Source organism: Sinorhizobium sp. 22678, assembly GCF_052044265.1.
In the GTDB taxonomy this organism is placed as follows: Bacteria; Pseudomonadota; Alphaproteobacteria; order Rhizobiales; family Rhizobiaceae; genus Sinorhizobium; species Sinorhizobium meliloti_A.
This window is the reverse complement of the sequence record NZ_JBQEMS010000035.1, coordinates 1-25,791: the sequence shown is the minus strand read 5'-3', so window position 1 is coordinate 25,791 and position 25,791 is coordinate 1. Positions and strand designations below refer to the sequence as shown.

Genomic DNA, 25,791 nt, shown 5'->3' with positions numbered 1-25,791 from the left:
GGGTTTACGTTTCCGGCCCATGCACGCTTTTCAGTGGAAGCGGGCAGGGCCCTTACCGGGACTCAGACTGATGGAACATAAAGACTCCTGTCGGATATCGCGCTTTCTAGGAGATCGCCGCGCAATCGTCAAGGTTGCAATGGCCGGCTGCGAGAGCCGGCATTGTCCAGTGCCCCATGTGCGGCCGCGCCTTACAAGCTTGCACCGTGGGATCAATTGCTCTACCGAGAAACCACGAATTCAGGCTTCAAAGAAGAGCATGACATGAGCATCGTCGACGTCCGCACTCCTGATCCGAAACGCTTCATTCCAGGCGCCACCGGCGACTGGGAGGTCATCATCGGCATGGAAGTCCATGCGCAGGTGCTGAGCAATTCGAAGCTGTTCTCCAGTGCGTCGACCGAGTTCGGGTCGGAGCCGAACGCCAATGTGTCGCTGGTCGATGCCGCAATGCCGGGCATGCTTCCGGTCATCAACGAGGAATGCGTCAAGCAGGCCGTGCGCACCGGCCTCGGCTTGAAGGCAAAGATCAACAATCGCTCGATCTTCGACCGGAAGAACTATTTCTATCCGGACCTGCCGCAGGGCTATCAGATATCGCAATACAAGGATCCGATCGTCGGCGAAGGCAAGATCATCATTTCCGTCGGTCCGGATCGCCAGGGGCAGTTCGAAGACGTCGAGATCGGCATCGAGCGCCTGCATCTGGAGCAGGATGCCGGCAAGTCGATGCACGACCAGCATCCCGCCATGTCCTATGTCGACCTCAACCGGTCGGGCGTCGCGCTGATGGAGATCGTCTCGAAGCCGGACCTGCGTTCGTCGGACGAGGCGAAAGCCTATCTCACCAAGCTCCGCTCGATCCTGCGTTATCTCGGCACGTGCGACGGCAATATGGACGAGGGCTCGATGCGCGCGGACGTCAACGTCTCGGTTCGCCGCCCGGGCGAAGCTTTCGGCACGCGCTGCGAAATCAAGAACGTCAACTCGATCCGCTTCGTCGGCCAGTCGATCGAATACGAGGCCCGTCGCCAGATCGCCATCCTCGAGGACGGCGGCGCGATCGACCAGGAGACCCGTCTCTTCGATGCCAACAAGGGCGAGACCCGCTCGATGCGTTCGAAAGAAGAGGCGCACGACTACCGCTACTTCCCCGATCCGGATCTCCTGCCGCTCGAGTTCGACGATGCCTTCGTGGAAGCGCTCAAGGCCGATCTTCCCGAATTGCCGGACGACAAGAAGGAACGCTTCGTTCGCGATCTCGGTCTGTCCGTTTACGATGCGTCCGTTCTCGTCTCGGAAAAGGCGATTGCCGATTACTTCGAAGCCGTGGCCGAAGGCCGTGACGGCAAGGCGGCGGCGAACTGGGTGATCAACGATCTTCTCGGCGCGCTGAACAAGGCCGGAAAGACCATCGAGGAAACGCCGGTCTCGCCGGCGCAGCTCGGCGGTATCATCGATCTCATCAAGGACGGCACCATTTCCGGCAAGCTCGCAAAGGATCTCTTCGAAATCCTCTGGAGCGAGGGAGGCGATCCGGCCGAGATCGTCGAGAGCCGCGGTATGAAGCAGGTCACCGACACCGGTGCGATCGAGAAGGCGGTCGACGAGATCATCGCCGCCAATCCCGACCAGGTTGAAAAAGCCAAGGCGAAGCCGTCGCTCGCCGGCTGGTTCGTCGGCCAGGTGATGAAGGCAACCGGCGGCAAGGCCAATCCGCAGGCGGTGCAGGCCCTCGTAAAATCCAAGCTCGGCATCGAGGAGTGACGATGTTCTTCGTCCGTACCGCGAGCGAGCGCGACCTCGAAAAGGTTCGCGCTCTGCTTGCCGAGACGTGGCACGCGACCTACGATACGTTCTACGGTGTCGAAAAGGTCAATGAACTGACGGCGAAGTGGCATTCCGTCGAGGCCCTTCGCGCGCGCTTGCAGCGCAAGCACTCCGAGTTTGTCGTCGCCGACAACGGCAGCGAACTTGCCGGGATGGGCTATGCCGCCATGTCCGAGTCGCTGGAAAAGACAGCCGTGTTGCACCAGCTCTATGTGCTGCCGAAGTATCAACGCCATGGCGTCGGTCGCGACATGTTCGCCGAGCTCGAGACCTGCTTCCCGGATGCGGAACGCATGCGGGTGGAAGTGGAGCCGCAGAACCTGCACGCGCTCGCCTTTTATCGCGCGCACGGATTTGTGGAAGTCGCAAAAACATCCAGTTGCGGCGACGAGCAGTCCGGCATACCGGCGCTCATCCTCGAAAAGCGTCTTTCCTGACCTTTGACGCCGCTCGCATCGATGCGACACACCCGCTTCGGCCGCCAGATGCAGGTGAAATGCCCCGCAGCCAAGAGCGGAATCACTGGACAAGCCGGAAGCGGCACGGCATAAGCGGGGGCGAGATTTTGACATCCGGCTGGCTCCCATCGGCCGGTAAAGGACGATGCCTATGAAGCTCCTGCTGCAGATTTTCACCTGGTGGAACGGACAGACGATCGGTACCCGGTTTCACACCTGGCGCCATGGCCAGCGCGTCGGGGAAGACGAGTTCGGCAACGTCTACTATCAGGGCGGCACGGACTCCGAGGGGCGGACGCGGCGTTGGGTGATCTACAACGGCCCTGCCGAGGCGTCTGCGATCCCGCCGGGCTGGCATGGCTGGATGCACCACCGCACCGACGTCTCCCCCGCCGACGAGAAATATGTCGTACGCGAGTGGCAGAAGCCCCACCGCGCCAACCCGACCGGCACGCCCGGTGCCTATCGGCCGAAGGGGTCGATTGCCGGCGCCGGTAAGCGCCCGCGTGTGACCGGCGACTACGACGCCTGGACGCCGCGCTCCTGAGCCTGGGCTCTTTGGGTATCATCCCGCGACATGCGGGACGATCACGGCGCAGCCACATTTCGGGTTTAGCGCCTGAAGTCCATCCGGGACTAACAGCAATGTGCGGGGGATTGGCGGTAATGGCGGGTTTCTGTCTGCGGGATTTGATTGGCCGGGGAGGGCGGTTCGCTGCCATTGCCCTTCTCCTTGCCGCTCCGGTGACGTCTGCCGTCGAAACCGCGCAGGCGGCGCGCCTTTCCAACGCCGTCGCGGTCTTCTCCGGCATCGACAAGATCACCGGCCGCATCACCAGTTTTGACGTCTATATCGGCGAAACGGTGCAATTCGGTGCGCTGCAGGTAACGCCGCGCGTCTGCCACAGCCGCGACGAAACGGAAGCGCCGAAGACGACCACTTTTGTGGAGGTGGACGAAATCACGCTCGACCGGAAGATCCGCCGCATCTTCACCGGCTGGATGTTTGCCGACAGCCCGGGGCTCAATGCGGTCGAGCACCCCGTCTATGACGTTTGGCTGCAGTCCTGCAAGACCTCGTCGGACGTCCCCCCGCCGGACACGGCGGCAAAGCAATAGAGCACTTGGCAAGGCGCCTCCTGCGATCCATCTCTCTTTGCCTGCCACTCACTGGAGCGACGCAAAGCGTAAGCCTTTCCTTGAGAAGGCATGATCCTCAGAATTCGAGATTTGGCGAAGCTATGGCTTTCGCGAGCAGAACTTCGTACTGAGCCTTGGGCACGTCGACTGCGCCGAAGGACTTCAGGTGTTCGGTCGTGAATTGCGTGTCGAGGAGCCGAAATCCCTTGGACCTCAATCGCTCGACCAGATGGACGAGGCAGATCTTCGATGCGTCGGTGCGCCGCGAGAACATGCTCTCGCCGAAAAAGGCTGCGCCGAGTGAAACGCCGTAGAGCCCGCCGACGAGTACGCCTCCCTCCCATGCCTCGACGCTGTGCGCATGGCCCATTTGGTGCAGGGCCGCATAGAGGGAGCGGATCGTGTCGTTGATCCAGGTCGTCGGCCTGTCCCGTGCGGGCTGCGCGCACCCCTCCATGACCTCGGCGAAGGCCGTATCGAAGCGAATGTCGAAGGGACGTCGGCGGATCGCCTTGGCGAGGCTGCGCGAGACGTGAAACCGGTCCAGCGGAATGATGCCGCGAATCTCGGGCTCGACCCAGAAAAGTTCAGGATCGTCGGCCGAGTCGGCCATGGGGAAGAGACCGATCGAGTAGGCGCGCAACAACATGTCCGGCGTGATATCCGGTTGTTTGCTGCGCGTCTCCTTCAATGTCGTATCCTATGCGGATGTTGTGGCCAGATGGTGCTCCAGCCAATGGATATCATAATCGCCGTTTGCGATATCCTGATTGTTGATCAGGTCCTGAAAAAGGGGAAGAGTCGTCTTGATGCCGTCGATGACAAATTCATCGAGTACGCGGCGCAGCCGCATCATGCATTCGACGCGCGTCCGGCCGTGGACGATCAGTTTACCGATCAGGCTGTCATAGTAGGGGGGGATACGGTAACCCTGATAGGCGCCGCTGTCGACGCGCACACCGAGGCCGCCCGGGGCGTGGAAATGCGTGATCGTGCCCGGAGAAGGAACGAAGGTGCGCGGATCTTCGGCATTGATGCGGCATTCGATGGCGTGACCGGAGAAGACGATATCCTCCTGCTTGGCAGAGAGGCCGGCTCCGGACGCCACGCGAATCTGCTCGTGCACGAGGTCGATCCCGGTGATCGCTTCGGTAATCGGGTGTTCGACCTGCAGGCGCGTGTTCATCTCGATGAAGTAGAACTCGCCGTTCTCGTAGAGGAACTCGATCGTGCCGGCGCCGCGATATTTCAACTTCTTCATCGCCTCGGCGCAGATTTGACCGATCTTCATGCGCTGTTCGACGTTCAGGGCCGGGGAGTTGGCTTCTTCCCAGACCTTCTGATGGCGGCGCTGCAGCGAGCAGTCGCGTTCACCGAGATGGATCGCATTGCCCTCGCCATCCCCGACGACCTGGATTTCGATATGGCGCGGCTTGCCGAGAAACTTCTCCATGTAGACCGCGTCGTTGCCGAATGCGGCCGCCGCTTCGGAACGTGCCGTCGCAACCGCATTTTCGAGTTCCTCCTCGGTGCGGGCGACCTTCATGCCGCGGCCACCGCCACCCGCCGTCGCCTTGATCAGCACGGGGAATCCGATCTGGCGGGCGATTTCCAGGGCGTTCTCCGGCTTCACTTCGCCATCGGAGCCCGGAACCACCGGAATGCCGAGTTCTTCCGCCGTCTTCTTGGCGGTGATCTTGTCGCCCATGAGGCGGATGTGCTCGGCAGTCGGTCCGATGAAAGTGATGCCGTGCGCATCGAGGATATCGGCGAACTTGGCGTTCTCCGAGAGGAAGCCGTAACCCGGATGCACCGCATCCGCACCGGTGATCTCACAGGCGGCAACGATCTGATGGATGTTCAGATAGCTCTCGCGCGAAGGCGGCGGGCCGATGCAGACGCTCTCGTCGGCGAGCCGGACATGCATGGCGTCGCTGTCCGCCGTCGAGTGCACGGCCACGGTCGCGATGCCGAGCTCCTTGCAGGCGCGCAGGACGCGCAGAGCAATTTCGCCGCGATTGGCAATGAGGATTTTCGAGATCATCGCCACCGTGCCCTATTCGATCACGATCAGGGGTTCGCCATATTCGACCGGAGCGGCGTCCTGCACGAGAATTTCCGTCACCTTGCCGGAGCGGGGGGCCGGAATCTGGTTCATCGTCTTCATTGCCTCGATGATCAGGATCGTCTGACCTTCCTTTACCACCGCACCGACTTCGATGAAGGGGCGGGAGCCCGGAGCCGGGGCGAGATAGGCGGTGCCGACCATGGGGGCCGTCACTGCGTTCTTGGCATTGTGACCGCCTTCGGCGGCACCCTGGGGCGCACCAGCCGGCTGGCCGGCGGCGATGGCGGGCGGCACCTGGTAGGCGGGCATCGCCGGCATGGACATGGCAACAGGCGTGCCGTTCCGCGAAACGCGGATGCGCAGATCGTCCTGCTCCACTTCGATCTCGGTGAGGTCGGTATCGTTAAGGATATTGGCGAGATCACGGATCAGCGCCTGATCGATACCCGGTTTCTTTTCAGCCATGGGATATGAGCCTCGTGTTCTTCTTATTTGGATTTTTCCGTCAGGTTCTTTAGCGCATGCAGCGCCAGAATGTAACTCTGTGCGCCGAAACCGCAGATAACGCCTTTGACGGCTGGCGCGATCATCGACTTGTGCCGGAATTCTTCGCGCGCATGAATATTGGAAAGATGCAGCTCCACCACGGGGACGGTGATCGCCCGAATGGCATCGTGCATGGCGATGGAGGTGTGTCCGTAGGCGGCGGGATTGATGGCGATGCCGACTGCCTTTTCGCCAGCCTCGTGTAACCAGTCGACCAACGTGCCTTCATGGTTCGACTGCCGGAAGTCGACGTCGAAGCCGAGGTGTCTGGCCTCCTCCTTGCACATCGCTTCGATGTCGGCAAGCGTCTTGCCGCCATAGATACCCGGTTCGCGTTTGCCGAGCGCGTTCAGGTTTGGGCCGTTCAGCACAAAGATAGTCGAAGGCATAAGGGAATCCGGTCCGGTGATGGAGGGTTACCTATAGACTGATGGTTCCCCGAGGAAAAGCCCCCTGGGTACCCGCGGGCTTTGTCCACAAGTCGTGCTGTTCCGATAGGGGCGGTGGCCGGCCGGCCGTCAGCAGACGGTCTTGCCGCACGCACGCATGTTGGCGACCTTCTGTTCGATCTCTGGCGCCCCGACAGCGCCGAAGACCGCCTCGTTGCCGACGACGTAGGAAGGCGTTCCCGTGATGCCGAGCTCGTTGGCGAGCGTATAGGCTTCGCGCATCGAGGCATCATACGGCCCGTCATCCATCTTTTCGCGCAACTGCGCTTCCGTCACGCCGAGCTTGGCCGCAACGGCGATCGCGGTTTCCTCCGTCGCGCGCTCCTCTCCCCCGAGCAGGGCGCGATGGAAATCGCCGTATTTCTCTGGTGCGATCACGCGGAAGGCGGCGCTGACCTTGTGGGCCGCGAGCGAGTCCGGCCCGAGAATTGGGAGCTCCTTGAGAACGAAGCGGACATTCTTGTCCTTGGCGAGGATGTCGTCCATGTCGGAGAGAGCCCGTTTGCAATAGCCGCAGTTGTAATCGAAGAACTCGACGATCGTCACATCGCCGTCCGGATTGCCGAGGGCAATGTCGTAGGCAGAGTTGAAGATCGCCTTCTTGTTGTCGGCGATTGCCGCCTGAGCGGTTTCCTGCTGCTTGGCCCGCTGCTTGGAGGTGAGGGCTTCCTGCACTTCCAGCATGATCTCCGGATTGGCGAGCAGGTACTCCTTGATGAAGGCGCCGAATTCCTCCTTCTGCTTGGCATCGAGCGCCGCCGCGGGACCGGGCAGGGCGACGCCGGCAGCAAGCGCGATCAGGGATGCTGCGGCAATCATCTTCATCTTGAGCGTCATTCTTTCCTCGTGGTCTGCTGTTCTATGTCGGTCGTAGGCTCCGCACGCTTGCGTCAATGCGCCAGTTTGAAGACGACGACAAGTCCCGGCTTGCGCCGACTGGTTGAAGCATAGGGCGTGGCGGAGGGAAACGAAACGGCAAAATCGGCCGAATTGCGGCGTTCGCGGACTTGTGAAGCCGCGAGCGATGGGGCAAAGGGCATCAAGAAACTCGCGAGGACCTTCCTTTGGCACAGATGTCGAAACGCAGCGCAGTCGAGCCGTTCCACGCCATGGATGTGCTGGCCGAGGCCACGCGGCGGCGCGATTCCGGCGACCCGGTCATATCCATGGCGGTCGGTCAGCCCGCGCATCCGGCGCCGAAAGCGGCACTCGATGCAGCAAGGAGGGCACTCGATCACGGTCGGCTCGGCTATACGGACGCTCTTGGCACACTCTCCCTGAAGAGGGCGATTGCCGCTCACTATCACAGCCGACACGGCATCACGCTCGATCCGCAGCGGATTGCGGTGACGACCGGATCGTCGGCCGGGTTCAATCTCGCTTTTCTCGCCCTGTTCGATCCGGGCGATCGCGTGGCTATCGCCCGCCCGGGCTATCCCGCCTATCGCAACATCATGGCCGCGCTCGGGCTCGAAGTGGTCGAGATCGAAGCCAATGCCGATGCCGGCTTCACTTTGACCCCGGACAGCCTGGAGCGCGCCGCCGCACGGGGCGGAAAACCGTTGAAGGGCGTGCTTCTCGCAAGCCCGGCGAACCCGACGGGAACGGTGACCGGCAAGGCGCAGCTGAAGGCGCTCGCCGATTATTGCCGGGACCACTCGATCGCCTTCATTTCCGATGAGATCTATCACGGCCTTACTTTCGCCGGGGAGGAGACGACGGCGCTTGAAGTCGCCGACGACGCCGTCGTGATCAACTCCTTCTCCAAATATTACTGTATGACCGGTTGGCGCATCGGCTGGATGGTTCTACCCGAGGCGCGGGTGCGTGCCTTCGAGCGCATTGCGCAGAGCCTCTATATTTCGCCGCCGGAGCTGTCACAGATTGCCGCGGAGGCGGCTCTCGGCGCACATGAGGAGCTCGACGGCTACAAGCGTGCCTATGCCGCGAACCGGGCACTGCTGCTCGAACGGCTGCCGCAGATCGGCTTTTCGATCGCCTCGCCGATGGACGGCGCATTTTACGCCTATGCGGATGTCAGCCGCTTCACCAATGACAGCATGGCCTTCGCCCGTCGGATGCTGGCCGAGATCGACGTCGCGGCAACGCCCGGCTTCGACTTCGATCCCGTCGAAGGGCATCGCACCATGCGCTTTTCCTATGCGGGGGCGGCTATCGAGATGGAGGAGGCGATGAACCGCATCGCGCGCTGGCTGGCCTAAGGCTTATCGAGATTCGGGCCGCCCGCGGCGCTTGTTTGATTTCCTCATTCCTGTGCTTGTCACAGGGATGAGGGTAGCGCCGCATCTGCGGCGCGGGACGCGTTCTTTCAGCCCAAGGACTTGGTCTGGCTGGATTCCTGTGACGAGCACAGGAATGAGGGACCGGGGATGTGCGGCTACTACATCGAAGCGAAGCGGGACGCTGTATACGGGCGTGACCCGGGACCTCCGCGCCGCCTCGCTATCTTCACGGCACCCTCTCTACCCTCATCCCTGTGCTCGTCACAGGGATCCAGCAGCGCCGCGTCTGCGGCGCGGGAAACGTTCTTTCAGCCCAAGGACTTGGGCTGGCTGGATTCCTGTGACAAGCACAGAAATGAGGAAATCAAACAAGCCGTCGCGGGTAGTTGCGCCGGCTTTTACCAGTTGCCGGGGTCTGCGGTGTGATCGACACTCGCAAACTCATCTGCCTCTTTCCGGTCCAGTGTCAGGTTGGTTGCGAGCTTCGTTTCATCCGTGACCGAATAATGCAAAGGGGCCGGCCCGTTGGTCAGTTGCTGATACATGAGCAAGGCAGCTTCCTCGGCAGTGTCGGCTTCGAACTCTTCCGTAACGATGACTGTGAACTTGTGCATGGCCTCATCCTCCCTCTGGAAAGTATAGAGCGGGATAAGGAAAACTATGTGCGGCTTTCCGTCCGGAAAGGGCGGAGTTTTTCAATGGGGCAGCTCACACCTGAGCCGCCACGCGTCCCGGCCATGAAAAAGCCCGGATCGCTCCGGGCTATTTCTTTGCTTCTTAGAAGAAACCGCGGCGCTGCCACCAGCCGCCCTTTTTGGGTTTTGCCGGCTCCTCTTCGCCCTCGCTTTTGCTGGACGTCACGACCGGCTCGGTAGCGATCGCCGACAGATCCCGGTTTGCGCGCGCAGGCTTTGCGCCTTCCAGATCGGCAACAGCTTCCTCCACCGCCTCAGGTGCGACTTCGGGTGTTTCGGGTTGGGACTCGACGGCCTTCTCGGCTCCTTCGTCGACACTCTCGGCCGGCTCCTCGGCCTTGACTGCTTTCTTGCGGCTGCGCCGGGGTTTGGCCGGTTTCGGCTCCTCCGCTGCTGCCTCGACGGCAGCGGCTGCCGCGATATCCGGCGACGTCTCCTCGGCTGCCGCGGCTGGGAGGACTTCCGCCTCTGCGTCGTCACCGGCCGCTTCGCCGGCTTCTGCAGCCACGCCGGCCTCGCCCTCGGCTTCAGCAAGTTCATCCTGACGACTGCGGCGGCCGCCACGCTTGCCGCGGCGGCGACGCTTGCGCTTCTGCTCGCTATCACCATTCAGGGCATCCGTGGCGTCGCCTTCATCCTCGGCATCGTCCACGGCGCCTTCATCGCCGGTCTCGTCCTCAGCCGCGTCGGCGGCCTCAGCGAAGGCTTCGTCCGCCCCCTGACCCGTGCCCTTGCCGCGCCGGCGGCGACGACGCTTGCGCTTGCGGCCGCCTTGCTCGTCGGTCTGACCCTTTTTCTGGTCCTGACGCTCGGCAGCAATCTCTTCCGCTTCCTCTTCGTCGGTCTCCTCCTCGATGAGGACCTCTTCTTCGTCTTCCGGCTCCGGCTCGAACTGCAGGATCTGGTCGATCCTCACCGGATTTTCGACCGGTTCACCGCGATCGATCGCGAAGTGCTGCGCACCGACATGGGCGTCCGCTTCGATGAAGATGGAGACACCGAAGCGCTGTTCGTAGTCTGTAATCGAGCTGCGCTTCTGATTGAGCAGGTAGAGCGCGATATCGGGTGTCGTGCGCACGCTGATGTCGTGCGTGGTGTTCTTGAGCAGATGTTCCTCGATGCCGCGCAGAACATGCAGGGCAACGGAGGATTGCGAACGAATATGGCCCGTGCCGTTGCAGTGCGGGCAGGTCTGCATCGTGCTTTCCAGCACCGAGGCGCGAATGCGCTGGCGAGACATTTCGAGCAGGCCGAAATGCGAGATGCGGCCGACCTGGATACGGGCCCGATCGTTCTTCAGGCAATCCTTGAGCTTCTTCTCGACGGAGCGGTTGTTCCGCTTCTCTTCCATGTCGATGAAGTCGATCACGATCAGGCCGGCAAGGTCGCGAAGGCGCAATTGCCGCGCTACTTCCTCGGCTGCCTCGAGATTCGTCTGGAGAGCCGTATCCTCGATCGAGTGTTCGCGCGTCGAACGACCGGAGTTCACATCGATGGAAACCAGAGCTTCGGTCTGGTTGATGATGATGTAGCCGCCAGACTTCAGCGTCACCTGCGGCTGCAGCATGCGATCGAGCTGCGCTTCGATGCCGGAGCGGGAGAAGATCGGATGCACGTCGCGATAGGGCTGCACGACCTTTGCGTGGCTCGGCATCAGCATCTTCATGAAGCCCTTGGCTTCCTTGTAGCCTTCCTCGCCCGAAACGACGATCTCGCTGATGTCCTTGTTGTAGAGATCACGGATCGATCGCTTGATAAGGCTGCCCTCCTCGTAGACGAGGCAGGGGGCAGTAGAGTTCAGCGTCAGCGTGCGGACGTTCTCCCACAGCCGCATGAGGTATTCGAAGTCGCGCTTGATCTCGACTTTCGTGCGATTGGCCCCGGCGGTGCGCAGGATCACACCCATTCCCTGCGGCACGTCGAGACCGCGGGCGATTTCCTTCAGACGCTTGCGGTCCTGCAGGTTGGTGATTTTGCGCGAAATGCCGCCGCCGCGCGCCGTGTTCGGCATGAGAACGGAGTAGCGGCCTGCGAGCGAAAGATAGGTCGTGAGTGCCGCACCCTTGTTGCCGCGCTCTTCCTTTGCGACCTGAACCAGCAGGATCTGCCGGCGCTTGATCACCTCCTGAATGCGGTATTGCTTGCGCGGCTTACGGATATGACGATCCGCTACCTCTTCCATGGCATCTTCGGCGCCGACGGATTCGATGATTTCCTTTTCGCCGTCGTGATTGTCGTCGTCATCGTCGTCGTCACGCTGACGACGCGCGTCGATATCCTCGGAGATCGAATCGGTATCGACCACCGCGGCCATTTCGTTCTTGTCGCCTTCACCGTCTTCCGACGGGCCGCCCTCAGGCGCCACGGGCTCTTCGCCGGCCTTCGGCTTCGCGCGGCGGGTACGCTTCGGCTTGGCCTTGGCCTTCGGCTTCTCCGCAGCGGCCTCGGCGGCTTCTCCGGCTGCCTCGGCGGCTTCGGCCTGTGCCACGACTTCGGCAACCGTATCGCCGGCCGGCGCGGATTTCTGTTCCGCCACGGTATCGTTCGGCTCGTCATCGTCGCGGCGAGCCTCTTCGGCTTCCGCCTTCAACAGGGCCTGACGGTCGGCGAGGGGGATCTGGTAGTAGTCGGGATGGATTTCGGCGAAGGCCAGAAACCCGTGGCGATTGCCGCCGTAATCGACGAAGGCCGCCTGGAGCGACGGCTCCACTCTGGTTACCTTCGCCAGGTAGATATTGCCGCGGATCTGCTTCTTATGTTCCGATTCGAAATCGAATTCTTCTATGCGGTTCCCGCGTACGACAACGACGCGCGTCTCCTCTGAGTGAGACGCATCGATAAGCATTTTCTCTGCCATCTAAGCTGTGCTCCTCGGCGCGGCGGGACGACAGACAGAGTGCCTTTTTCAAGAAGGCTGTCGAAGACGTCGGAGGCTGCGCCGGATATGAAAGGTCCTGTTTGGCGCAGGCGATGGTGCAGCAGCCAGACGGCAGCCGGAACGCTGGGGTCCCGGGGCCGCTCTACTTCTGACCGATACTGCTGAGTCACATCAAAGACCAAACAAGAATGCCAATGTCCTGGACCTCTGGAAGAGGCCCGATGAATGCGCCCGCTTGCGGGCATCCGGTGAAATTCACCATCAAGAACTCCGGCCACCGCCGGAAATTTGCGAACCAGTATACGGAGGAGGAAATGCGGCGACGGCGGATGAATTCCTGCGGCCGCGGAAGCTTGATACGGTTGCAACCGGTTGTTCCGGCTCGATCACTCCCTGGCGCCAAGCTCGTCTAAAAGCTCCGGCTGCCCGGCCGACGATTCTATCCCGTCAACACTTTCTCCTTGTGACGCTTTTATGTTTTCCATGTCACATTGGCAAGGGAAAAGCCTTTGCCGCCACAATATTGATCGATTCGCTTGCGCGGGTGTAACCGGACCTTCAGGAGAAGACAGCGCCGGCTGACGGGCGGTGCGACGGCCTCCGCGTCAAGCTTTGGTTAACCCTGAGGGTTCATTGGTTGAGGGGCGGATAGGGGGTGCCGGGGAGACCTTCGCCGGTACATTGATTGGATGAATGCGGGGTTTCAGGTGAGGCGTTCGGCGACTAGGCTGTGTTCCATGGAGGCGATCGGGCGTCGTCGCGGTATGCGCGTGCTCGTCGCTGCCTTTGGTGCCGTTTTGCTTCTCTTGTCGCCCGTGGCGGGCGTGCGCGCCGGCGAGCCGGTGCCTCTCCTCGCCTATGCCGCGCGGATTGCCGGCGACGATGCCCGCACGCGCCTGGTCATCGAGTTCGATCGCGAGCCGGCCTTCTCCATCCACTACGTCGCCAATCCTTTTCGCGTCATCGTCGATCTGCCGGAAACGTCGTTCGGACTGAAACCGGAGAGCCTGCAGCCTCGCGGGTTGTTCGACGCCATCCGCTACGGCGGAATGGGGGCAGGGGCCTCGCGGCTTGTGCTCTCCGCCAAGGGGCCGACGGAGGTGACCCATGCGGAAGTGAAGCCGGTGGAGGACGGGAAGGGCTTTCGCCTCGTGCTCGATGCGGAGAGGATCGGCCAGGACCGCTTCGACAAGCTCCTGGCCGAGCAGCAGTGGACAGGCACGGTGCCCTCCGCCAAGACCGACCGGCCGGCCGCCGCGCCACCCCCGAAGGCCGGCGTCTTCGTGGTTGCGATAGATGCCGGCCATGGCGGAATCGATACCGGTGCAATCGGTGGCGTCACGAAAACCGAAGAGAAACACGTGACCCTGGCCTTCGCGAAGGAGCTGGTGGAACGGCTCAATCACGAACCCGGCATCGAGGCGTTTCTGACGCGTGAACGCGACGAATTTCTCTCCCTCCCTCAACGCGTGCAGATTGCACGCCAGCGAGGCTCCAACCTGTTCATTTCGGTTCACGCCGACACATTACGGCAGAAGGATATTCGGGGCGCCACGGTCTACACGATCTCCGACAAGGCGTCCGACCACCTCGCAGCCGATCTTGCCGCACGCGAGAATCTCTCCGACGAGATTGCCGGGATTCCGCTTGAAAGCGAGCCGGCCGAAGTCGCGGATATCCTCATCGATCTCACCCGCCGCGAAACGCAGGCTTTCTCGGTCAACCTCGCCCGAAGCGTCATTTCCTCGTTCGAAGGGCAGATCAAGCTGATCAACAATCCGCACCGCCATGCGGGGTTCCGGGTCCTGCAGGCGCCGGACGTGCCCTCGGTGCTGCTCGAGCTCGGCTTCCTGTCGAACAAGGAAGATGAGAAGCAACTGCTCGATGCGGAATGGCGGAAGAAGGTATCCGCGCTGCTTGCGGACGCCGTTCAGCGCTACCGGAACACCGCGGTTGCAAACGGCGGTTGAATGCGCAGGGCATTCCGGGATCGCTGATCTCGTCCCAGCCCGGCGCCACGGAATGGGGATGTGATTTGTGTCGAGCCGGTAACAGCGATATGCTTTTCAGCGGATGCGCACTGTATAATCCGGTAACAGCCCTATTTTACTCACAATCCGGGCCCCTTAGGGGGAGGGCGTCCCGATTTGTGGGAAACGGTGTTGATGCTTCAGGTTCCTGGCCATATGAGGGAGCCCAAACGCGTGTAACTGAAAATGCCGGACGATTTCTTTGGAAGAGTTTGGCGAAGTCGGCTTCCTTTCGCGGAAAACGAGCGTTCGGGCACTCGGCGACCTCGCAATGGGACGATAATTAGATACCGGTACCTGACTGATGATCAGACTGATTGGATATTTTTTTGGCATTGGTGCGTTTCTGCTGCTTGGCACAGCCGCGGCCGTCGCGATCTATCTCGGCGGCATCACCAAGGACTTGCCCGACTATGAGGTGCTGGCCAATTATGCACCGCCGGTGACGACGCGCTTCCATGCGGGTAACGGCGCGCTGATGGCCGAATATGCGCGCGAGCGCCGGCTGTATCTGCCTATTCAGGCGATACCCGATCGCGTCAAGGCCGCATTCATCTCGGCGGAAGACAAGAATTTCTACCGGCATCCGGGTGTCGACGTGACGGGCCTTGCGCGCGCCATCGTCGTCAATGTGCAGAATTTCGGCTCCGGTCGGCGCCCGGTCGGAGCGTCGACGATCACCCAGCAGGTCGCCAAGAATTTCCTTCTGAGCTCCGACCAGACGCTCGATCGCAAGATCAAGGAAGCGATCCTCTCCTTCCGCATCGAACAGGCCTACAGCAAGGACCGCATTCTCGAGCTCTATCTCAACGAGATTTTCTTCGGGCTGAATTCCTACGGCATCGCCGGGGCGGCGCTGACCTATTTCGACAAGTCGGTGACGGAACTGACGATTGCCGAGACCGCCTATCTTGCGGCCCTGCCCAAGGGGCCGGCCAATTATCACCCGTTCCGCGAGGTCGAGGCTGCGATCGAGCGCCGCAACTGGGTGATCGATCGGATGGTCGAAAATGGATACGTCACCAAGGCTGACGGCGAGGAGGCAAAGCAACAACCGCTCGGCGTCAAGCCGCGGCGCGGCGGCGCGCACCTCTTCGCCTCCGATTTCTTCGCCGAAGAAGTGCGTCGTCAGATCATCCAGAAATACGGTGACAAGGCCCTTTACGAGGGCGGGCTTTCCGTGCGTACGTCGCTGGATCCGCGGCTGCAGATTGCGGCGCGCAAGGCGCTTCAGGACGGGCTTTTGAACTACGACGAGCGGCGAGGCTTTCACGGTCCGGTGAAGACAATCGAGATCGGCGGCGACTGGGGCGAGCCGCTGAGCAAGATCCCCATGCTCAGCGACGTGCCGGAATGGAAACTGGCGGTCGTGCTCTCTGTAGACAGCGAAGGCGCCGAAATCGGCGTCCAGCCGGAAAAGGAAGTCTCGGGCAAGATCGTGCCTGAACGGGTGACCGGGCGGATTGCCGCCAAGAACATGCAGTGGGCCTATCGCTCCGCGGGCGGAAAGCGCAAGAACGCCAAGTCGCCGGAGGGGGTCTTCGGGCCGGGCGACGTCGTCTATGTCGAGCCGTTGCAAGAGGCCGGCGAATATCGGCTGCGCCAGCCGCCGAAGGTTCAGGGCGGATTGGTCGCGATGGACCCGCATACCGGCCGCGTGCTGGCGATGGTCGGCGGGTTTTCCTACGGACAGTCCGAGTTCAACCGCGCGACTCAGGCGATGCGCCAGCCCGGTTCCGCCTTCAAACCCTTCGTCTACGCGGCCGCCCTCGACAACGGCTATACCCCGGCATCGGTCATTCTGGATGCGCCTATCGAGATCGTCGCGGGCGGTCAGGTCTGGCGGCCCGAAAACTACGGCGGCGGCTCTGCCGGACCGTCGACGCTCCGCCTCGGCATCGAAAAATCGCGCAACCTGATGACGGTCCGGCTTGCCAACGACCTGGGCATGAACATCGTCGCCGAATATGCCGAACGTTTCGGGATCTACGACAAGATGGCGCCGCTTCTTGCGATGTCCCTCGGTTCCGGCGAAACGACGGTGCTGCGTCTCGTGTCCGCCTATGCCGTCATCGCCAATGGCGGCAAGCAGATCAAGCCGTCGCTGATCGACCGGATCCAGGACCGTTACGGCAAGACCATCTTCCGCCACGAGGACCGGGCCTGCGAGAATTGCAATGCCGACCATTGGGAAGCTCAGGAAGAGCCGGTGCTGATCGACAATCGCGAGCAGGTCCTCGACCCGATGACCTCCTATCAGATCACCTCCATGATGGAAGGCGTAGTCGCGCGGGGGACCGCGGCAGGCAAGATCAAACTCGATCGCCCTGTCGCAGGCAAGACCGGCACGACCAATGACGAGAAGGACGCCTGGTTCGTGGGTTACACTCCCGACCTCGTCGCGGGGCTCTATCTCGGCTTCGACGACCCGGCACCGCTCGGGCGCGGGTCGACCGGCGGCGGCCTGTCGGCGCCGATCTTCAACGCCTTCATGCAGAAGGCGGTGGAGGGTACCCGTCCCGGCAAGTTCGTGGTGCCGGAAGGCATGAGCCTTATTCCCGTCAACCGCAAGACCGGCATGGCGGCCGTCGAGGGCGAGCCGGACACGATCATCGAAGCCTTCAAGCCGGGCACCGGCCCTGCGGACACCTTCTCGGTCATCGGCGACCTCGACGAATATGCGCCGCCGGAAGAAATATTGAGAACCTCTCCGCAGGCCAACCAGGCGGTAACCTCCGGCTCCAACGGACTGTTCTGATCCTTTCCATCGCACGCGGTGCCCGTCGCCTTTACATCGGCGGCGGGCACCGCTATTTGACCGTCACGTTGGAAAAGTCACCTGAAGAAGCAGGATCATGCGCAGCGAAATCGAGAACATCGTCGACGAAATCAAGCAGGCCATAAGCCTGCTGAGGAGGCATCTTTGACTGGGATCAGGCGGTAAGACGACTGGACTGGTTGAACAACAAGGCGGAAGATCCGTCGCTCTGGAACGATGCGGCCGAGGCGCAGAAACTGATGCGCGAGCGCCAGCAGCTCGACGATGGCATCAATGGCCTGCGCCGCTTCGAGCAGCAGCTCAACGACAACATCGAGCTCATCGAACTCGGTGAAGAGGAGGGCGATTCGGCGATCGTATCCGAGGCCGAGGAAGCGCTTCGCCAATTGCGTGGCGAGGCGGCGAAGAAGCAGGTCGAGGCCATGCTTTCGGGCGAGGCCGACCAGAACGACACTTATCTCGAAGTCCATTCGGGCGCCGGCGGCACGGAAAGCCAGGACTGGGCGAACATGCTGCTTCGCATGTATACGCGATGGGCCGAACGCCAGGGCTACAAGGTCGAGCTCATGGAAATCCAGGACGGGGAAGAAGCAGGCATCAAATCCGCTACGCTTCTCGTCAAGGGGCATAATGCCTATGGCTGGCTGAAGACGGAATCGGGCGTGCATCGCCTCGTCCGGATTTCTCCCTATGACAGCAACGCTCGCCGCCATACGTCCTTTTCGTCCATCTGGGTCTATCCCGTCGTGGACGAATCGATCCAGATCGACATCAACGAAAGCGATTGCCGGATCGATACGTACCGCTCCTCGGGCGCCGGCGGTCAGCACGTCAATACGACCGATTCGGCCGTGCGCATCACCCATATGCCGAGCGGCATCGTGGTGCAGTGCCAGCAGGAACGCTCGCAGCACAAGAACCGCGCCAAGGCATGGGACATGCTTCGCGCGCGGCTCTACGAGGCTGAACTGAAGAAGCGCGAGGAGGCCGCCAACGTCGAGGCGGCGTCGAAGACCGATATAGGCTGGGGTCACCAGATCCGCTCCTACGTCCTTCAGCCCTATCAGTTGGTCAAGGATTTGAGGACGGGTGTCGAAAGCACCAGCCCGGGCGACGTGCTCGACGGTGAACTGAACGAGTTCATGGAGGCAGCCCTTGCACATCGCGTCAGCGGTGGCGCGGATGCGGCCGTCGACGACCTGAGCTGATTGCCGTTGCCCCGGTATTGAGGGGGCGAGGGGAAATTCCTTTCGGGATGGGCGGTGTGCGGTCTGCGCTGAAAGCCGCCCCTCATCCGGCCTGCCGGCCACCTTCTCCCCCGCAAGCGGGGCGAAGGGGGCTCGCGGCAGGCCCTAGTCCCCTTCGCCACCGCATCCACAAGCATGGCGGATTTGGCTAATGACAAGTTATAAAGGTGCCGGCAGGCGGATGAGGGGCGAAGTTCAGTGACCCTCAATTCGTCGCGCGCTCGATCTTGATGTCGCCGAGCTCGTCGATGAGGACCGTCCAGGACTCGGGCTCGGTCGCGCCCGCTTCGGTCTTCAGATAAACCGTCGCGAACATTCCCGGCTGCGGCGTGATCCCTGTCGAGGTTTCGGGGCGAATATCGGTGACATAGGGCTTCAGCGCCGTGAATTCCTCCAGTTCCGCGGAGGAAACCACCTCGGGACCGGTCGGAGTGGAGGCGATCTGCTGCAGATGGACCTGCGCGGTGCCGTCCTCCTGTCGAACGGCAATCAGTTTATAATAGCCGCGCCGCCCACCGGGCGCCGCAGTCTTCGCACCCTTGTCGCCATCCCTGCTTTCGTCCGGCTGCGGCGCGCCGCCGCTCTCCTCCCAAAAGCCCGTGCTCGTCACGAAGATGACGTTCGGGGGCAGGAGGCCATTGTCCTGAGCGAAAAGCGCGCTTGAGGGCAGGGTCAGGCAGAGCGCTATCAGCAGGGCCTTGTGCATTGTGGATATCCTTCGCAACCGAACGCCGGGACCGCGAGGCACGCTACCGCCCGTGATCATACCATATCGGCCTTGCAACGTGAGATTTCAATTGGAAAACTGCTCGGCGAGAATGCGATCGGACCAGGAATGATCCGGATCCGAAAGGATCCGCGCCGTGAGCTTCTCCGATTCGGCGATGCGGACATGCACGACGGACTTGACTTCCTGGTGGTCTGCCACGGCGTTGACCGGGCGCTTGTCGGCCTCGAGGATTTCGATGTCCACCGTCACGTGATTCGGCAACAGCGCCCCGCGCCAGCGCCGCGGCCGGAAAGGGCTGACGGGCGTCAACGCCAGGAGCGGAGCTTCCAACGGCAGGATCGGCCCGTGCGCAGAAAGATTATAGGCGGTGGAGCCCGCAGGCGTCGCCAGAAGCAGCCCGTCGCAGGTCAGTTCGTCGAGCCGCGTCTTTCCGTCTACGATGACCTTCAACTTCGCGGCCTGGTAGGACTGGCGGAAAAGGTAGACCTCGTTGATGGCAAGCGCGGTGAACTTGTCGCCGTTGACGTCCGTGGTGCGCATCTCGAGCGGATGAAATGCGTTTTCGTCCGCATTGGCGATGCGCTGATGCAGGTTCTCGGTGCTGTAGCGGTTCATCAGGAACCCGACCGAGCCGCGGTTCATCCCGTAGACGAGCTTGCCGGTATTCATCGTCCTGTGGAGCGTGTGCAGCATGAAGCCATCGCCGCCGAGCGCGACGATCACTTCGGCCTTGTCCGCATCATGATCTCCGTAGAGGGCCCGGAGATCCTTGGCCGCCTTCTGTGCTTCCTCTGCCGGCGATGCGATGAAGGCGAGGGAGTTGAACTTGCGGGCCATGAACTCAGTCCGTCTGTCATTGCGGGGGCAGGGGCGCTTCCGCTTGTTTTCGCGTCAATTTAGGCGTGCGGCGCTATAGACGCCACGGTCGCTTTTTCTGGCACGGCCTCGGCACGAACGCATCCGAAAAATTGGGAGAAGCCGCATTTTTGCTTTACACCGGGAGAGAATATGGTAACTCCCAGCCCTAATATGCCCTTATAGCTCAGTTGGTAGAGCGGCTGATTTGTAATCAGTAGGTCGGGAGTTCGAGTCTCTCTGGGGGCACCATATCGCTTTCCGCCGTTATTTTTCCTTCGCTTTGGTGTTGATCCGTACTCGGAATGGAGACGCGGAAATCCTCTCGCCGATTTGTCCGGAGGGCGGCCGCACAACGTCCAACAGGCCCTCATATGGCCCTGCTGCACTCCGCTTCGGCGGGCCAACATGAGAAGCGAAGCAGCCTCATGAAGCTCCGGGGCGCAGCCCCAAAGGCTCATAGAACCGCAGCAGGTATCCGTCGGGATCTGCGACCACGAACTGGCGATTGCCGACCTCTTCCTCACCCCGTCGATACCAGCGTTCCTCGAGGGGGAGGTAGAGCGCGATTCCCTTGTCGGTCAAGGCTCGAACAAGGGCATCGGCTGAGGCAACGCGAATTTGGACGTTCAGCCCCTTTCCAAAGGGATAACTCTGCGGAAGGTGGCCGTCATCGAAGGTGCGCCCCGCGCCGATCTGATCGAGCATGAGTTCCGCGCCGTCCCGACTGAGATAACAAAAGCCCTCTTCCGGCCGTTCGTAGTCGCACGAGAAACCGAGGATATTACAGTAGAATTCTTTGGAAGCCTGCCAATCGGAGACAGCAAACTCTGGTACCAGCGCGTTACTCATCTTCAAGTCCTCCGGACATCTTAAAGTCCTCCGGGTTCCCGCATGCCTCGCCGTACCGCATCCTCGTCCTCGGCGCTCGATAACGCTTCGCTTCGAGGCGAATACGGGCGGGACGCACGAAACACCATCATCAAATCTCGAACGACGCGGCCGGCCTCGGGTCGACCTCGCGGCAGCGCTCCAGCGCCTTGATCAGATTTTCCGCCAGAAAGTCGATGAGGGCGCGGGTCGCGGGCAGCAGGCCGTGGCGCGAGGGGAAGACGAGGTGGACCATGACGTTGCCGGAGGTCCACTCCGGCAGGACCGGAACGAGGGCGCCGGTTCGGAAGGCGCGCTCGCAGATGTGGTCGGGCAGCAGCGCTATGCCCATGCCTTCGATGGCCGCGCGTTCGAGGATGAGAAAATCGCTGCAGCCGACTATGGGCCGGTGAGCGATCTCGATCGCTCCCCCGGTTGCGTGTACGAGCCGCCAGACATCATTGGGGTGCTGCTCGTTCATCGACAGCGTCGGCATTTGCGAAAGATTGTCGGTCGTGATCTCACCGAGGCGCGCGAGAAGCGTCGGGCTGGCGGCGAGGCGTTGGCGCACTTCGCCGAATTTTCGGACGATCAGCTGGCTGTCGGTGTCGAGCTGGTCGCGTGCGCGCAAGGCCACGTCGATCCGTTCCTCGATGAGATCGATCCGCCGGTTGGAGGCGGTGATCAACAGGCGGACGCCCGGATATCGGCGGTGAAAGGCGGGCAGGATGTCGGCGAGCATCGGTGTGAAGCCGATAGGACAGGCGAGCCGGACGACACCCGTCGGCTCGGCGCGCACTGCGGCGATCTCGGCTTCGGCGGCGGCCACGCCGTCGAGCAGCCCCTGGGCGTGCTCGTAAAAGATACGGCCGATTTCGGTCATTCGAAGCTTGCGCGTCGAGCGTTCGAGCAGACGCACGCCCAATTGCTCCTCCAGGCGTGCGACATGTTTGCTGAGCTTGGATTTCGGCACGTTCAGGTCGCGCGCGGCGGCGCTGAAGCCATTGTGTTTGACGACTGCGGCGAAGAGCGCGATATCGTTGAGATCCTGCATGAGTGCCTCCCATCAAAGGCGGTATCGACGTTCGGTGCGGCTCCCCGTCGATTGGAGGGTAACGATTGGAGCTCAGGGGGCCATCTGCCGCGATATATGCCGAATTGTTTCCCTGGGGAAACGGAATGTCAAATATTCGCTGACTTATCGAATGATTGTTTGCAGATCATATGTGATGCACCGCAACGTAAGCAAAGGTGCTTCCCATGAAAATCCTCCATATCGACTCCGGCATTCTCGGCGAACACTCCGTCTCCCGCCGCCTGACGTCGGCAATCGTGTCGCAGCTCAAGGCCGACCAGCCCGATGCGGAGATCACCTATCGGGATCTCGCATCCGAACGCGTTCCGCACCTGACCGGCGCACAGATCATGGCGCCCGCAGACCTCGATGGTGTCGATGCCGCTCTGGCCGCCGATGTGCGCATCGGCCGCCAGATGCTCGAGGAATTCCTGGCTGCCGACACAGTCGTCGTCGGTGCGCCGATGTATAACTTCTCGATCCCGAGCCAGCTCAAGGCGTGGATCGACCGTCTGGCCGTTGCCGGCAAAACCTTCCGCTATACCGAAGCAGGACCGGAAGGCCTCGCCAAGGGCAAGAAGGTTATCGTCGCCTCCACCCGTGGCGGTCATTATTCGGTCGCCCCGGCTTCCGCCATGGACCACCAGGAAACCTATCTGCGGTCGGTCTTCGGTTTCTTCGGCATAACGGACATCGAGTTCATCCGCGCAGAGGGCCTGAATCTCGGCCCCGACCAGAAGCAGTTCGCCATAGCCGAAGCCGAAAAGACGATTGCTCAGGGCAACGTTCTGAAGCTCGCAAGCTAATCATTCGGCCGGCGCCGTGGCGCCGGTTCGTTGCGGAGGATGCCGGCCGAGCAATCAGCCGGCATTCTCCGTTTCTGATCGGGTCGAAACTGCGCTATTCTGTCGGGCATGAAATGCGTGCGCGCCCTGCGGTTTCTGGCGTTGTCGCTCGCGGCCGTCGCCCTGGTGGCCGGAAGTGTTTCCGCGTCTGCGCCGGGCGGGCGGTGCACCTGTCGTCACCGCGATGGGGGCAAATACGAACTCGGCCAGACTGCGTGCATCCGCATCGGCGACATCTCCTATCTCGCGCGCTGCGAAATGAACCTCAACGTCACGACTTGGAAAAGATTGCAGGACGGCTGTCCGACGGCGGGGCTCACCGTGACGATCGTCCCGCCGGCTCCTATCCCCTAAGATGATGTCTTGCCGCGTACATTGCGATGGCGGCGGCATTCGACACGTTCAGCGACTTGATCGCGCCGGGCATGTCGAGCCGTGCGAGCGCCTTGACCGTCTGCCGGGTCTTCTGGCGCAGGCCCTTACCCTCCGCACCGAGCACCAGCGCGATCTTGTCGCCGGCGAATGTGCCTTCGAGCGGCTGCGGGCCCTCGGAATCGAGGCCTATCGTCATGAAGCCGAGTTCGTGGAGCTCTTCGAGGGTGTCGGCGAGATTGGTGATCTGGATATAAGGAATGAGCTCCAGCGCACCCGAGGCCGATTTCGCCAGCACACCTGATTCGGTTGGACTGTGGCGCATCGTCGTAATGAGCGCGCCTGCGTCGAAGGCGACCGCCGAGCGCATGATCGCTCCGACATTGTGGGGATCGGTCACCTGATCGAGAACGAGAATCAAGGGGCAGTCGCGAAGAGCCTCGAGCTTGCGGTGCGGCAGAGGCTGCGTCTCCAGCATCACGCCCTGGTGAATGGCATCGGGGCCGAGCATGCGGTCGAGCTCCTGCGGCGTTACAGTCTCGGCCGGGAAGGGGAGCGCCGCCAAATCGCCGAGCTCCAGGCGCGCGGCGGCGTTCTGCGTTACCGAGAGGCGGATGATGCGGCGTTCCGGATTGTCGAGGGCGGCGCGGACCGTGTGCAGGCCGTAGAGGAGCACCTGGTCCGGGGCGAGCGCCGGCGGCTTCCAGTCGGCGGGCAGCTTTCCGCGCTTGTCCTGGCGCGGAGTCGGAATCTCCCCGCGTTCGCGCCGGGCGTCCCGGTGCGCACGGCGCAGATTTGCATAATGGGTGTCTTTGGCGCTCTTGTCGCCGGTCTTGTCCTTGCTCATGCCGGTCTTATAGTAAGCTTCGCCTCCGGTTGAAACTGATTTCGGAAATCGCCGCTGCGGTCGGCAGTGGAGAAATTCTGAGAATTTGCATTTCGCCGTGTTGACAGGACGAATGCAGGCGGTCATATACCCGGCGCAGATCGCGGGGTGGCGACAAACGACGCCGGTTCTTACGCGATCTCAAATGCTTGGTCGATTGATCCCGACAGAAAAATGGAGGGATGCCCGAGTGGTTAAAGGGGACGGACTGTAAATCCGTTGGCTCAGCCTACGTTGGTTCAAATCCAACTCCCTCCACCATTCTGCTTCAGGATCGAAGGCCCGCGGGTATAGCTCAATGGTAGAGCAGCAGCCTTCCAAGCTGAATACGCGGGTTCGATTCCCGCTACCCGCTCCAGCTTCTTTTTCAAAGCATCAAAAAAATCCGCTGCACTTCAGGTTTTTGCCGCACGCGCTTGTTTACGTTCTATTTTCCGGCCCGAGGCGTAGCGCTTTGGGTACTTCTGCCGCCGCTTGCCGCTGCCTTTCTGAAGAGGCGAGACCTTGCCGTTCCGGCGCACGCAATTAAGTCTTGCGCAAATGCGACGAAACCCTTAAACGGCTCGACAAACCGGCCCCGCCGGCTGATCCATCCGATTTGACCACAGGAAGCGTACCCATGGCAAAGAGCAAATTTGAGCGCAATAAGCCGCACGTCAACATTGGCACGATTGGCCACGTTGACCATGGCAAGACGTCGCTGACGGCAGCGATCACGAAGTATTTCGGCGAGTTCAAGGCGTATGACCAGATCGACGCTGCGCCGGAAGAAAAGGCGCGCGGCATCACCATTTCGACGGCGCACGTCGAATACGAGACGCCGAACCGTCACTATGCGCACGTCGACTGCCCCGGCCACGCCGACTACGTCAAGAACATGATCACCGGTGCGGCGCAGATGGACGGCGCGATCCTGGTTGTTTCGGCCGCTGACGGCCCGATGCCGCAGACGCGCGAGCACATCCTGCTCGCCCGCCAGGTCGGCGTTCCGGCGATCGTGGTGTTCCTGAACAAGGTCGACCAGGTCGACGACGCTGAACTGCTCGAGCTGGTCGAGCTGGAAGTGCGCGAACTGCTGTCGTCCTACGAATTCCCGGGCGACGACATTCCGATCATCAAGGGTTCGGCTCTGGCTGCGCTTGAGGATTCGGACAAGAAGATCGGCGAAGACGCGATCCGCGAGCTGATGGCTGCGGTTGACGCCTACATCCCGACGCCTGAGCGTCCGATCGACCAGCCGTTCCTGATGCCGATCGAAGACGTGTTCTCGATCTCGGGCCGCGGTACGGTCGTGACCGGTCGCGTTGAGCGCGGCATCGTCAAGGTCGGTGAGGAAATCGAGATCGTCGGCATCCGTCCGACGACGAAGACGACCTGCACGGGCGTTGAAATGTTCCGCAAGCTGCTCGACCAGGGCCAGGCCGGCGACAACATCGGCGCGCTGCTTCGCGGTGTCGACCGCAACGGCGTCGAGCGCGGTCAGATTCTGTGCAAGCCGGGTTCGGTCAAGCCGCACCGCAAGTTCAAGGCCGAAGCCTACATCCTGACGAAGGAAGAGGGTGGCCGTCACACGCCGTTCTTCACCAACTACCGTCCGCAGTTCTACTTCCGCACGACGGACGTGACCGGCATCGTGACGCTTCCGGAAGGCACGGAAATGGTCATGCCGGGCGACAACGTCACGGTTGACGTCGAGCTGATCGTGCCGATCGCGATGGAAGAAAAGCTGCGCTTCGCTATCCGCGAAGGCGGCCGCACCGTCGGCGCAGGCATCGTCGCCTCCATCGTCGAGTAA

General features: G+C 61.8%; 23 protein-coding genes and 3 tRNA genes. 14 read left to right on the top strand and 12 right to left on the bottom strand.

Going from position 1 to position 25,791, the window contains the following annotated elements; genetic code table 11:
* Positions 1 to 264: 264 nt before the first annotated feature.
* The 4 genes from gatB (at position 265) to ACTJKL_RS29780 (ending at position 3,407) form a co-directional block, all read left to right on the top strand.
* Positions 265 to 1,767, top strand: a complete 1,503-nt coding sequence (gene gatB, locus ACTJKL_RS29795; RefSeq protein WP_018094885.1) for an Asp-tRNA(Asn)/Glu-tRNA(Gln) amidotransferase subunit GatB — start codon at positions 265 to 267, stop codon at positions 1,765 to 1,767.
* A gap of 2 nt (positions 1,768 to 1,769) precedes the next feature.
* On the top strand, positions 1,770 to 2,267 hold the full coding sequence (locus tag ACTJKL_RS29790; protein ID WP_275596406.1) for a GNAT family N-acetyltransferase: 498 nt from the start codon (positions 1,770 to 1,772) through the stop codon (positions 2,265 to 2,267).
* A 172-nt stretch (positions 2,268 to 2,439) separates the two neighbouring features.
* The gene (locus ACTJKL_RS29785; RefSeq protein ID WP_018094887.1) at positions 2,440 to 2,835 is read left to right on the top strand and encodes an NADH:ubiquinone oxidoreductase subunit NDUFA12; all 396 of its coding nucleotides are present in this window, start codon (positions 2,440 to 2,442) and stop codon (positions 2,833 to 2,835) included.
* A 119-nt stretch (positions 2,836 to 2,954) separates the two neighbouring features.
* Positions 2,955 to 3,407: a DUF2155 domain-containing protein gene (locus tag ACTJKL_RS29780; protein WP_018094888.1), complete on the top strand. Its 453-nt coding sequence runs from the start codon at positions 2,955 to 2,957 to the stop codon at positions 3,405 to 3,407.
* A 97-nt stretch (positions 3,408 to 3,504) separates the two neighbouring features.
* Here the strand turns inward: ACTJKL_RS29780 and aat are convergent, their stop codons facing one another.
* The 5 genes from aat to ACTJKL_RS29755 all read right to left on the bottom strand — a co-directional run bounded on the left by aat (position 3,505) and on the right by ACTJKL_RS29755 (position 7,328).
* Positions 3,505 to 4,119 carry a leucyl/phenylalanyl-tRNA--protein transferase gene (aat, locus tag ACTJKL_RS29775; protein ID WP_411932875.1) on the bottom strand — a complete coding sequence of 205 codons (615 nt, stop codon included), beginning with the start codon at positions 4,117 to 4,119 and terminating at the stop codon, positions 3,505 to 3,507.
* Positions 4,120 to 4,128: 9 nt separating this feature from the next.
* On the bottom strand, positions 4,129 to 5,472 hold the full coding sequence (gene accC / locus ACTJKL_RS29770) for an acetyl-CoA carboxylase biotin carboxylase subunit (RefSeq protein WP_100672224.1): 1,344 nt from the start codon (positions 5,470 to 5,472) through the stop codon (positions 4,129 to 4,131).
* Between the two features lie 12 nt (positions 5,473 to 5,484).
* Positions 5,485 to 5,961: an acetyl-CoA carboxylase biotin carboxyl carrier protein gene (gene accB, locus ACTJKL_RS29765; protein WP_003533074.1), complete on the bottom strand. Its 477-nt coding sequence runs from the start codon at positions 5,959 to 5,961 to the stop codon at positions 5,485 to 5,487.
* A 23-nt stretch (positions 5,962 to 5,984) separates the two neighbouring features.
* Positions 5,985 to 6,431 (bottom strand): type II 3-dehydroquinate dehydratase, encoded by a 447-nt coding sequence (gene aroQ / locus ACTJKL_RS29760; protein ID WP_018094891.1) that lies wholly within the window; start codon positions 6,429 to 6,431, stop codon positions 5,985 to 5,987.
* Between the two features lie 129 nt (positions 6,432 to 6,560).
* Positions 6,561 to 7,328, bottom strand: a complete 768-nt coding sequence (locus ACTJKL_RS29755) for a DsbA family protein (protein WP_379942158.1) — start codon at positions 7,326 to 7,328, stop codon at positions 6,561 to 6,563.
* A gap of 227 nt (positions 7,329 to 7,555) precedes the next feature.
* On the opposite strand from ACTJKL_RS29755, the gene ACTJKL_RS29750 reads away from it, so the two are divergent.
* Entirely contained in the window at positions 7,556 to 8,713 is a 1,158-nt protein-coding gene (locus ACTJKL_RS29750; protein WP_440854560.1) for a pyridoxal phosphate-dependent aminotransferase, read from the top strand.
* Positions 8,714 to 9,132: 419 nt separating this feature from the next.
* Here the strand turns inward: ACTJKL_RS29750 and ACTJKL_RS29745 are convergent, their stop codons facing one another.
* A complete protein-coding gene (locus tag ACTJKL_RS29745) occupies positions 9,133 to 9,348 on the bottom strand; it encodes a hypothetical protein (RefSeq protein WP_100672230.1) in 216 nt (71 codons plus the stop codon).
* 163 nt (positions 9,349 to 9,511) lie between these two features.
* Complete coding sequence (locus ACTJKL_RS29740) at positions 9,512 to 12,286, bottom strand: Rne/Rng family ribonuclease (RefSeq protein WP_440854559.1); 2,775 nt, start codon at positions 12,284 to 12,286, stop codon at positions 9,512 to 9,514.
* A gap of 758 nt (positions 12,287 to 13,044) precedes the next feature.
* Between ACTJKL_RS29740 and ACTJKL_RS29735 the strand changes: the two genes are divergently transcribed.
* The 3 genes from ACTJKL_RS29735 to prfB all read left to right on the top strand — a co-directional run bounded on the left by ACTJKL_RS29735 (position 13,045) and on the right by prfB (position 18,324).
* A complete protein-coding gene (locus tag ACTJKL_RS29735; RefSeq protein WP_275598079.1) occupies positions 13,045 to 14,277 on the top strand; it encodes an N-acetylmuramoyl-L-alanine amidase in 1,233 nt (410 codons plus the stop codon).
* A gap of 364 nt (positions 14,278 to 14,641) precedes the next feature.
* Positions 14,642 to 17,095 carry a penicillin-binding protein 1A gene (locus ACTJKL_RS29730; protein WP_275600015.1) on the top strand — a complete coding sequence of 818 codons (2,454 nt, stop codon included), beginning with the start codon at positions 14,642 to 14,644 and terminating at the stop codon, positions 17,093 to 17,095.
* A 97-nt stretch (positions 17,096 to 17,192) separates the two neighbouring features.
* Positions 17,193 to 18,324, top strand: a protein-coding gene (prfB, locus tag ACTJKL_RS29725) for a peptide chain release factor 2 (protein WP_100672234.1) whose coding sequence is annotated in 2 segments (ribosomal slippage) — positions 17,193 to 17,261 and positions 17,263 to 18,324 — 1,131 coding nt in all. Because the reading frame shifts where the segments join, the coding sequence is not laid out codon by codon here.
* Between the two features lie 244 nt (positions 18,325 to 18,568).
* Here prfB and ACTJKL_RS29720 read toward each other — a convergent pair.
* Positions 18,569 to 19,069 carry a hypothetical protein gene (locus ACTJKL_RS29720; RefSeq protein ID WP_440854558.1) on the bottom strand — a complete coding sequence of 167 codons (501 nt, stop codon included), beginning with the start codon at positions 19,067 to 19,069 and terminating at the stop codon, positions 18,569 to 18,571.
* Positions 19,070 to 19,156: 87 nt separating this feature from the next.
* Positions 19,157 to 19,930 carry an NAD kinase gene (locus ACTJKL_RS29715; protein WP_100672236.1) on the bottom strand — a complete coding sequence of 258 codons (774 nt, stop codon included), beginning with the start codon at positions 19,928 to 19,930 and terminating at the stop codon, positions 19,157 to 19,159.
* A gap of 194 nt (positions 19,931 to 20,124) precedes the next feature.
* On the opposite strand from ACTJKL_RS29715, the gene ACTJKL_RS29710 reads away from it, so the two are divergent.
* A tRNA-Thr gene (locus ACTJKL_RS29710) sits at positions 20,125 to 20,200 on the top strand.
* A gap of 174 nt (positions 20,201 to 20,374) precedes the next feature.
* Here ACTJKL_RS29710 and ACTJKL_RS29705 read toward each other — a convergent pair.
* Together ACTJKL_RS29705 and ACTJKL_RS29700 are read right to left on the bottom strand one after the other, a co-directional pair.
* On the bottom strand, positions 20,375 to 20,800 hold the full coding sequence (locus ACTJKL_RS29705; RefSeq protein WP_100672237.1) for a bleomycin resistance protein: 426 nt from the start codon (positions 20,798 to 20,800) through the stop codon (positions 20,375 to 20,377).
* A gap of 130 nt (positions 20,801 to 20,930) precedes the next feature.
* Positions 20,931 to 21,872, bottom strand: coding sequence for a LysR family transcriptional regulator (locus ACTJKL_RS29700; protein WP_411932877.1), 942 nt, complete (start codon positions 21,870 to 21,872; stop codon positions 20,931 to 20,933).
* 206 nt (positions 21,873 to 22,078) lie between these two features.
* Here ACTJKL_RS29700 and ACTJKL_RS29695 point away from each other — a divergent pair, with 206 nt between their 5' ends.
* Positions 22,079 to 22,699, top strand: coding sequence for an FMN-dependent NADH-azoreductase (locus tag ACTJKL_RS29695; protein ID WP_018094902.1), 621 nt, complete (start codon positions 22,079 to 22,081; stop codon positions 22,697 to 22,699).
* A 108-nt stretch (positions 22,700 to 22,807) separates the two neighbouring features.
* Entirely contained in the window at positions 22,808 to 23,092 is a 285-nt protein-coding gene (locus ACTJKL_RS29690; protein ID WP_411923622.1) for a hypothetical protein, read from the top strand.
* On the opposite strand, the gene ACTJKL_RS29685 is transcribed toward ACTJKL_RS29690, so the two are convergent.
* Positions 23,082 to 23,957, bottom strand: coding sequence for a TrmH family RNA methyltransferase (locus ACTJKL_RS29685; RefSeq protein WP_411932878.1), 876 nt, complete (start codon positions 23,955 to 23,957; stop codon positions 23,082 to 23,084). The genes ACTJKL_RS29690 and ACTJKL_RS29685 overlap by 11 nt on opposite strands.
* Positions 23,958 to 24,172: 215 nt before the next feature.
* On the opposite strand from ACTJKL_RS29685, the gene ACTJKL_RS29680 reads away from it, so the two are divergent.
* The 3 genes from ACTJKL_RS29680 to tuf all read left to right on the top strand — a co-directional run bounded on the left by ACTJKL_RS29680 (position 24,173) and on the right by tuf (position 25,791).
* Positions 24,173 to 24,257: transfer RNA gene (locus ACTJKL_RS29680), tRNA-Tyr, on the top strand.
* Positions 24,258 to 24,280: 23 nt separating this feature from the next.
* A tRNA-Gly gene (locus tag ACTJKL_RS29675) sits at positions 24,281 to 24,354 on the top strand.
* 261 nt (positions 24,355 to 24,615) lie between these two features.
* Positions 24,616 to 25,791, top strand: coding sequence for an elongation factor Tu (gene tuf / locus ACTJKL_RS29670; protein ID WP_100672242.1), 1,176 nt, complete (start codon positions 24,616 to 24,618; stop codon positions 25,789 to 25,791).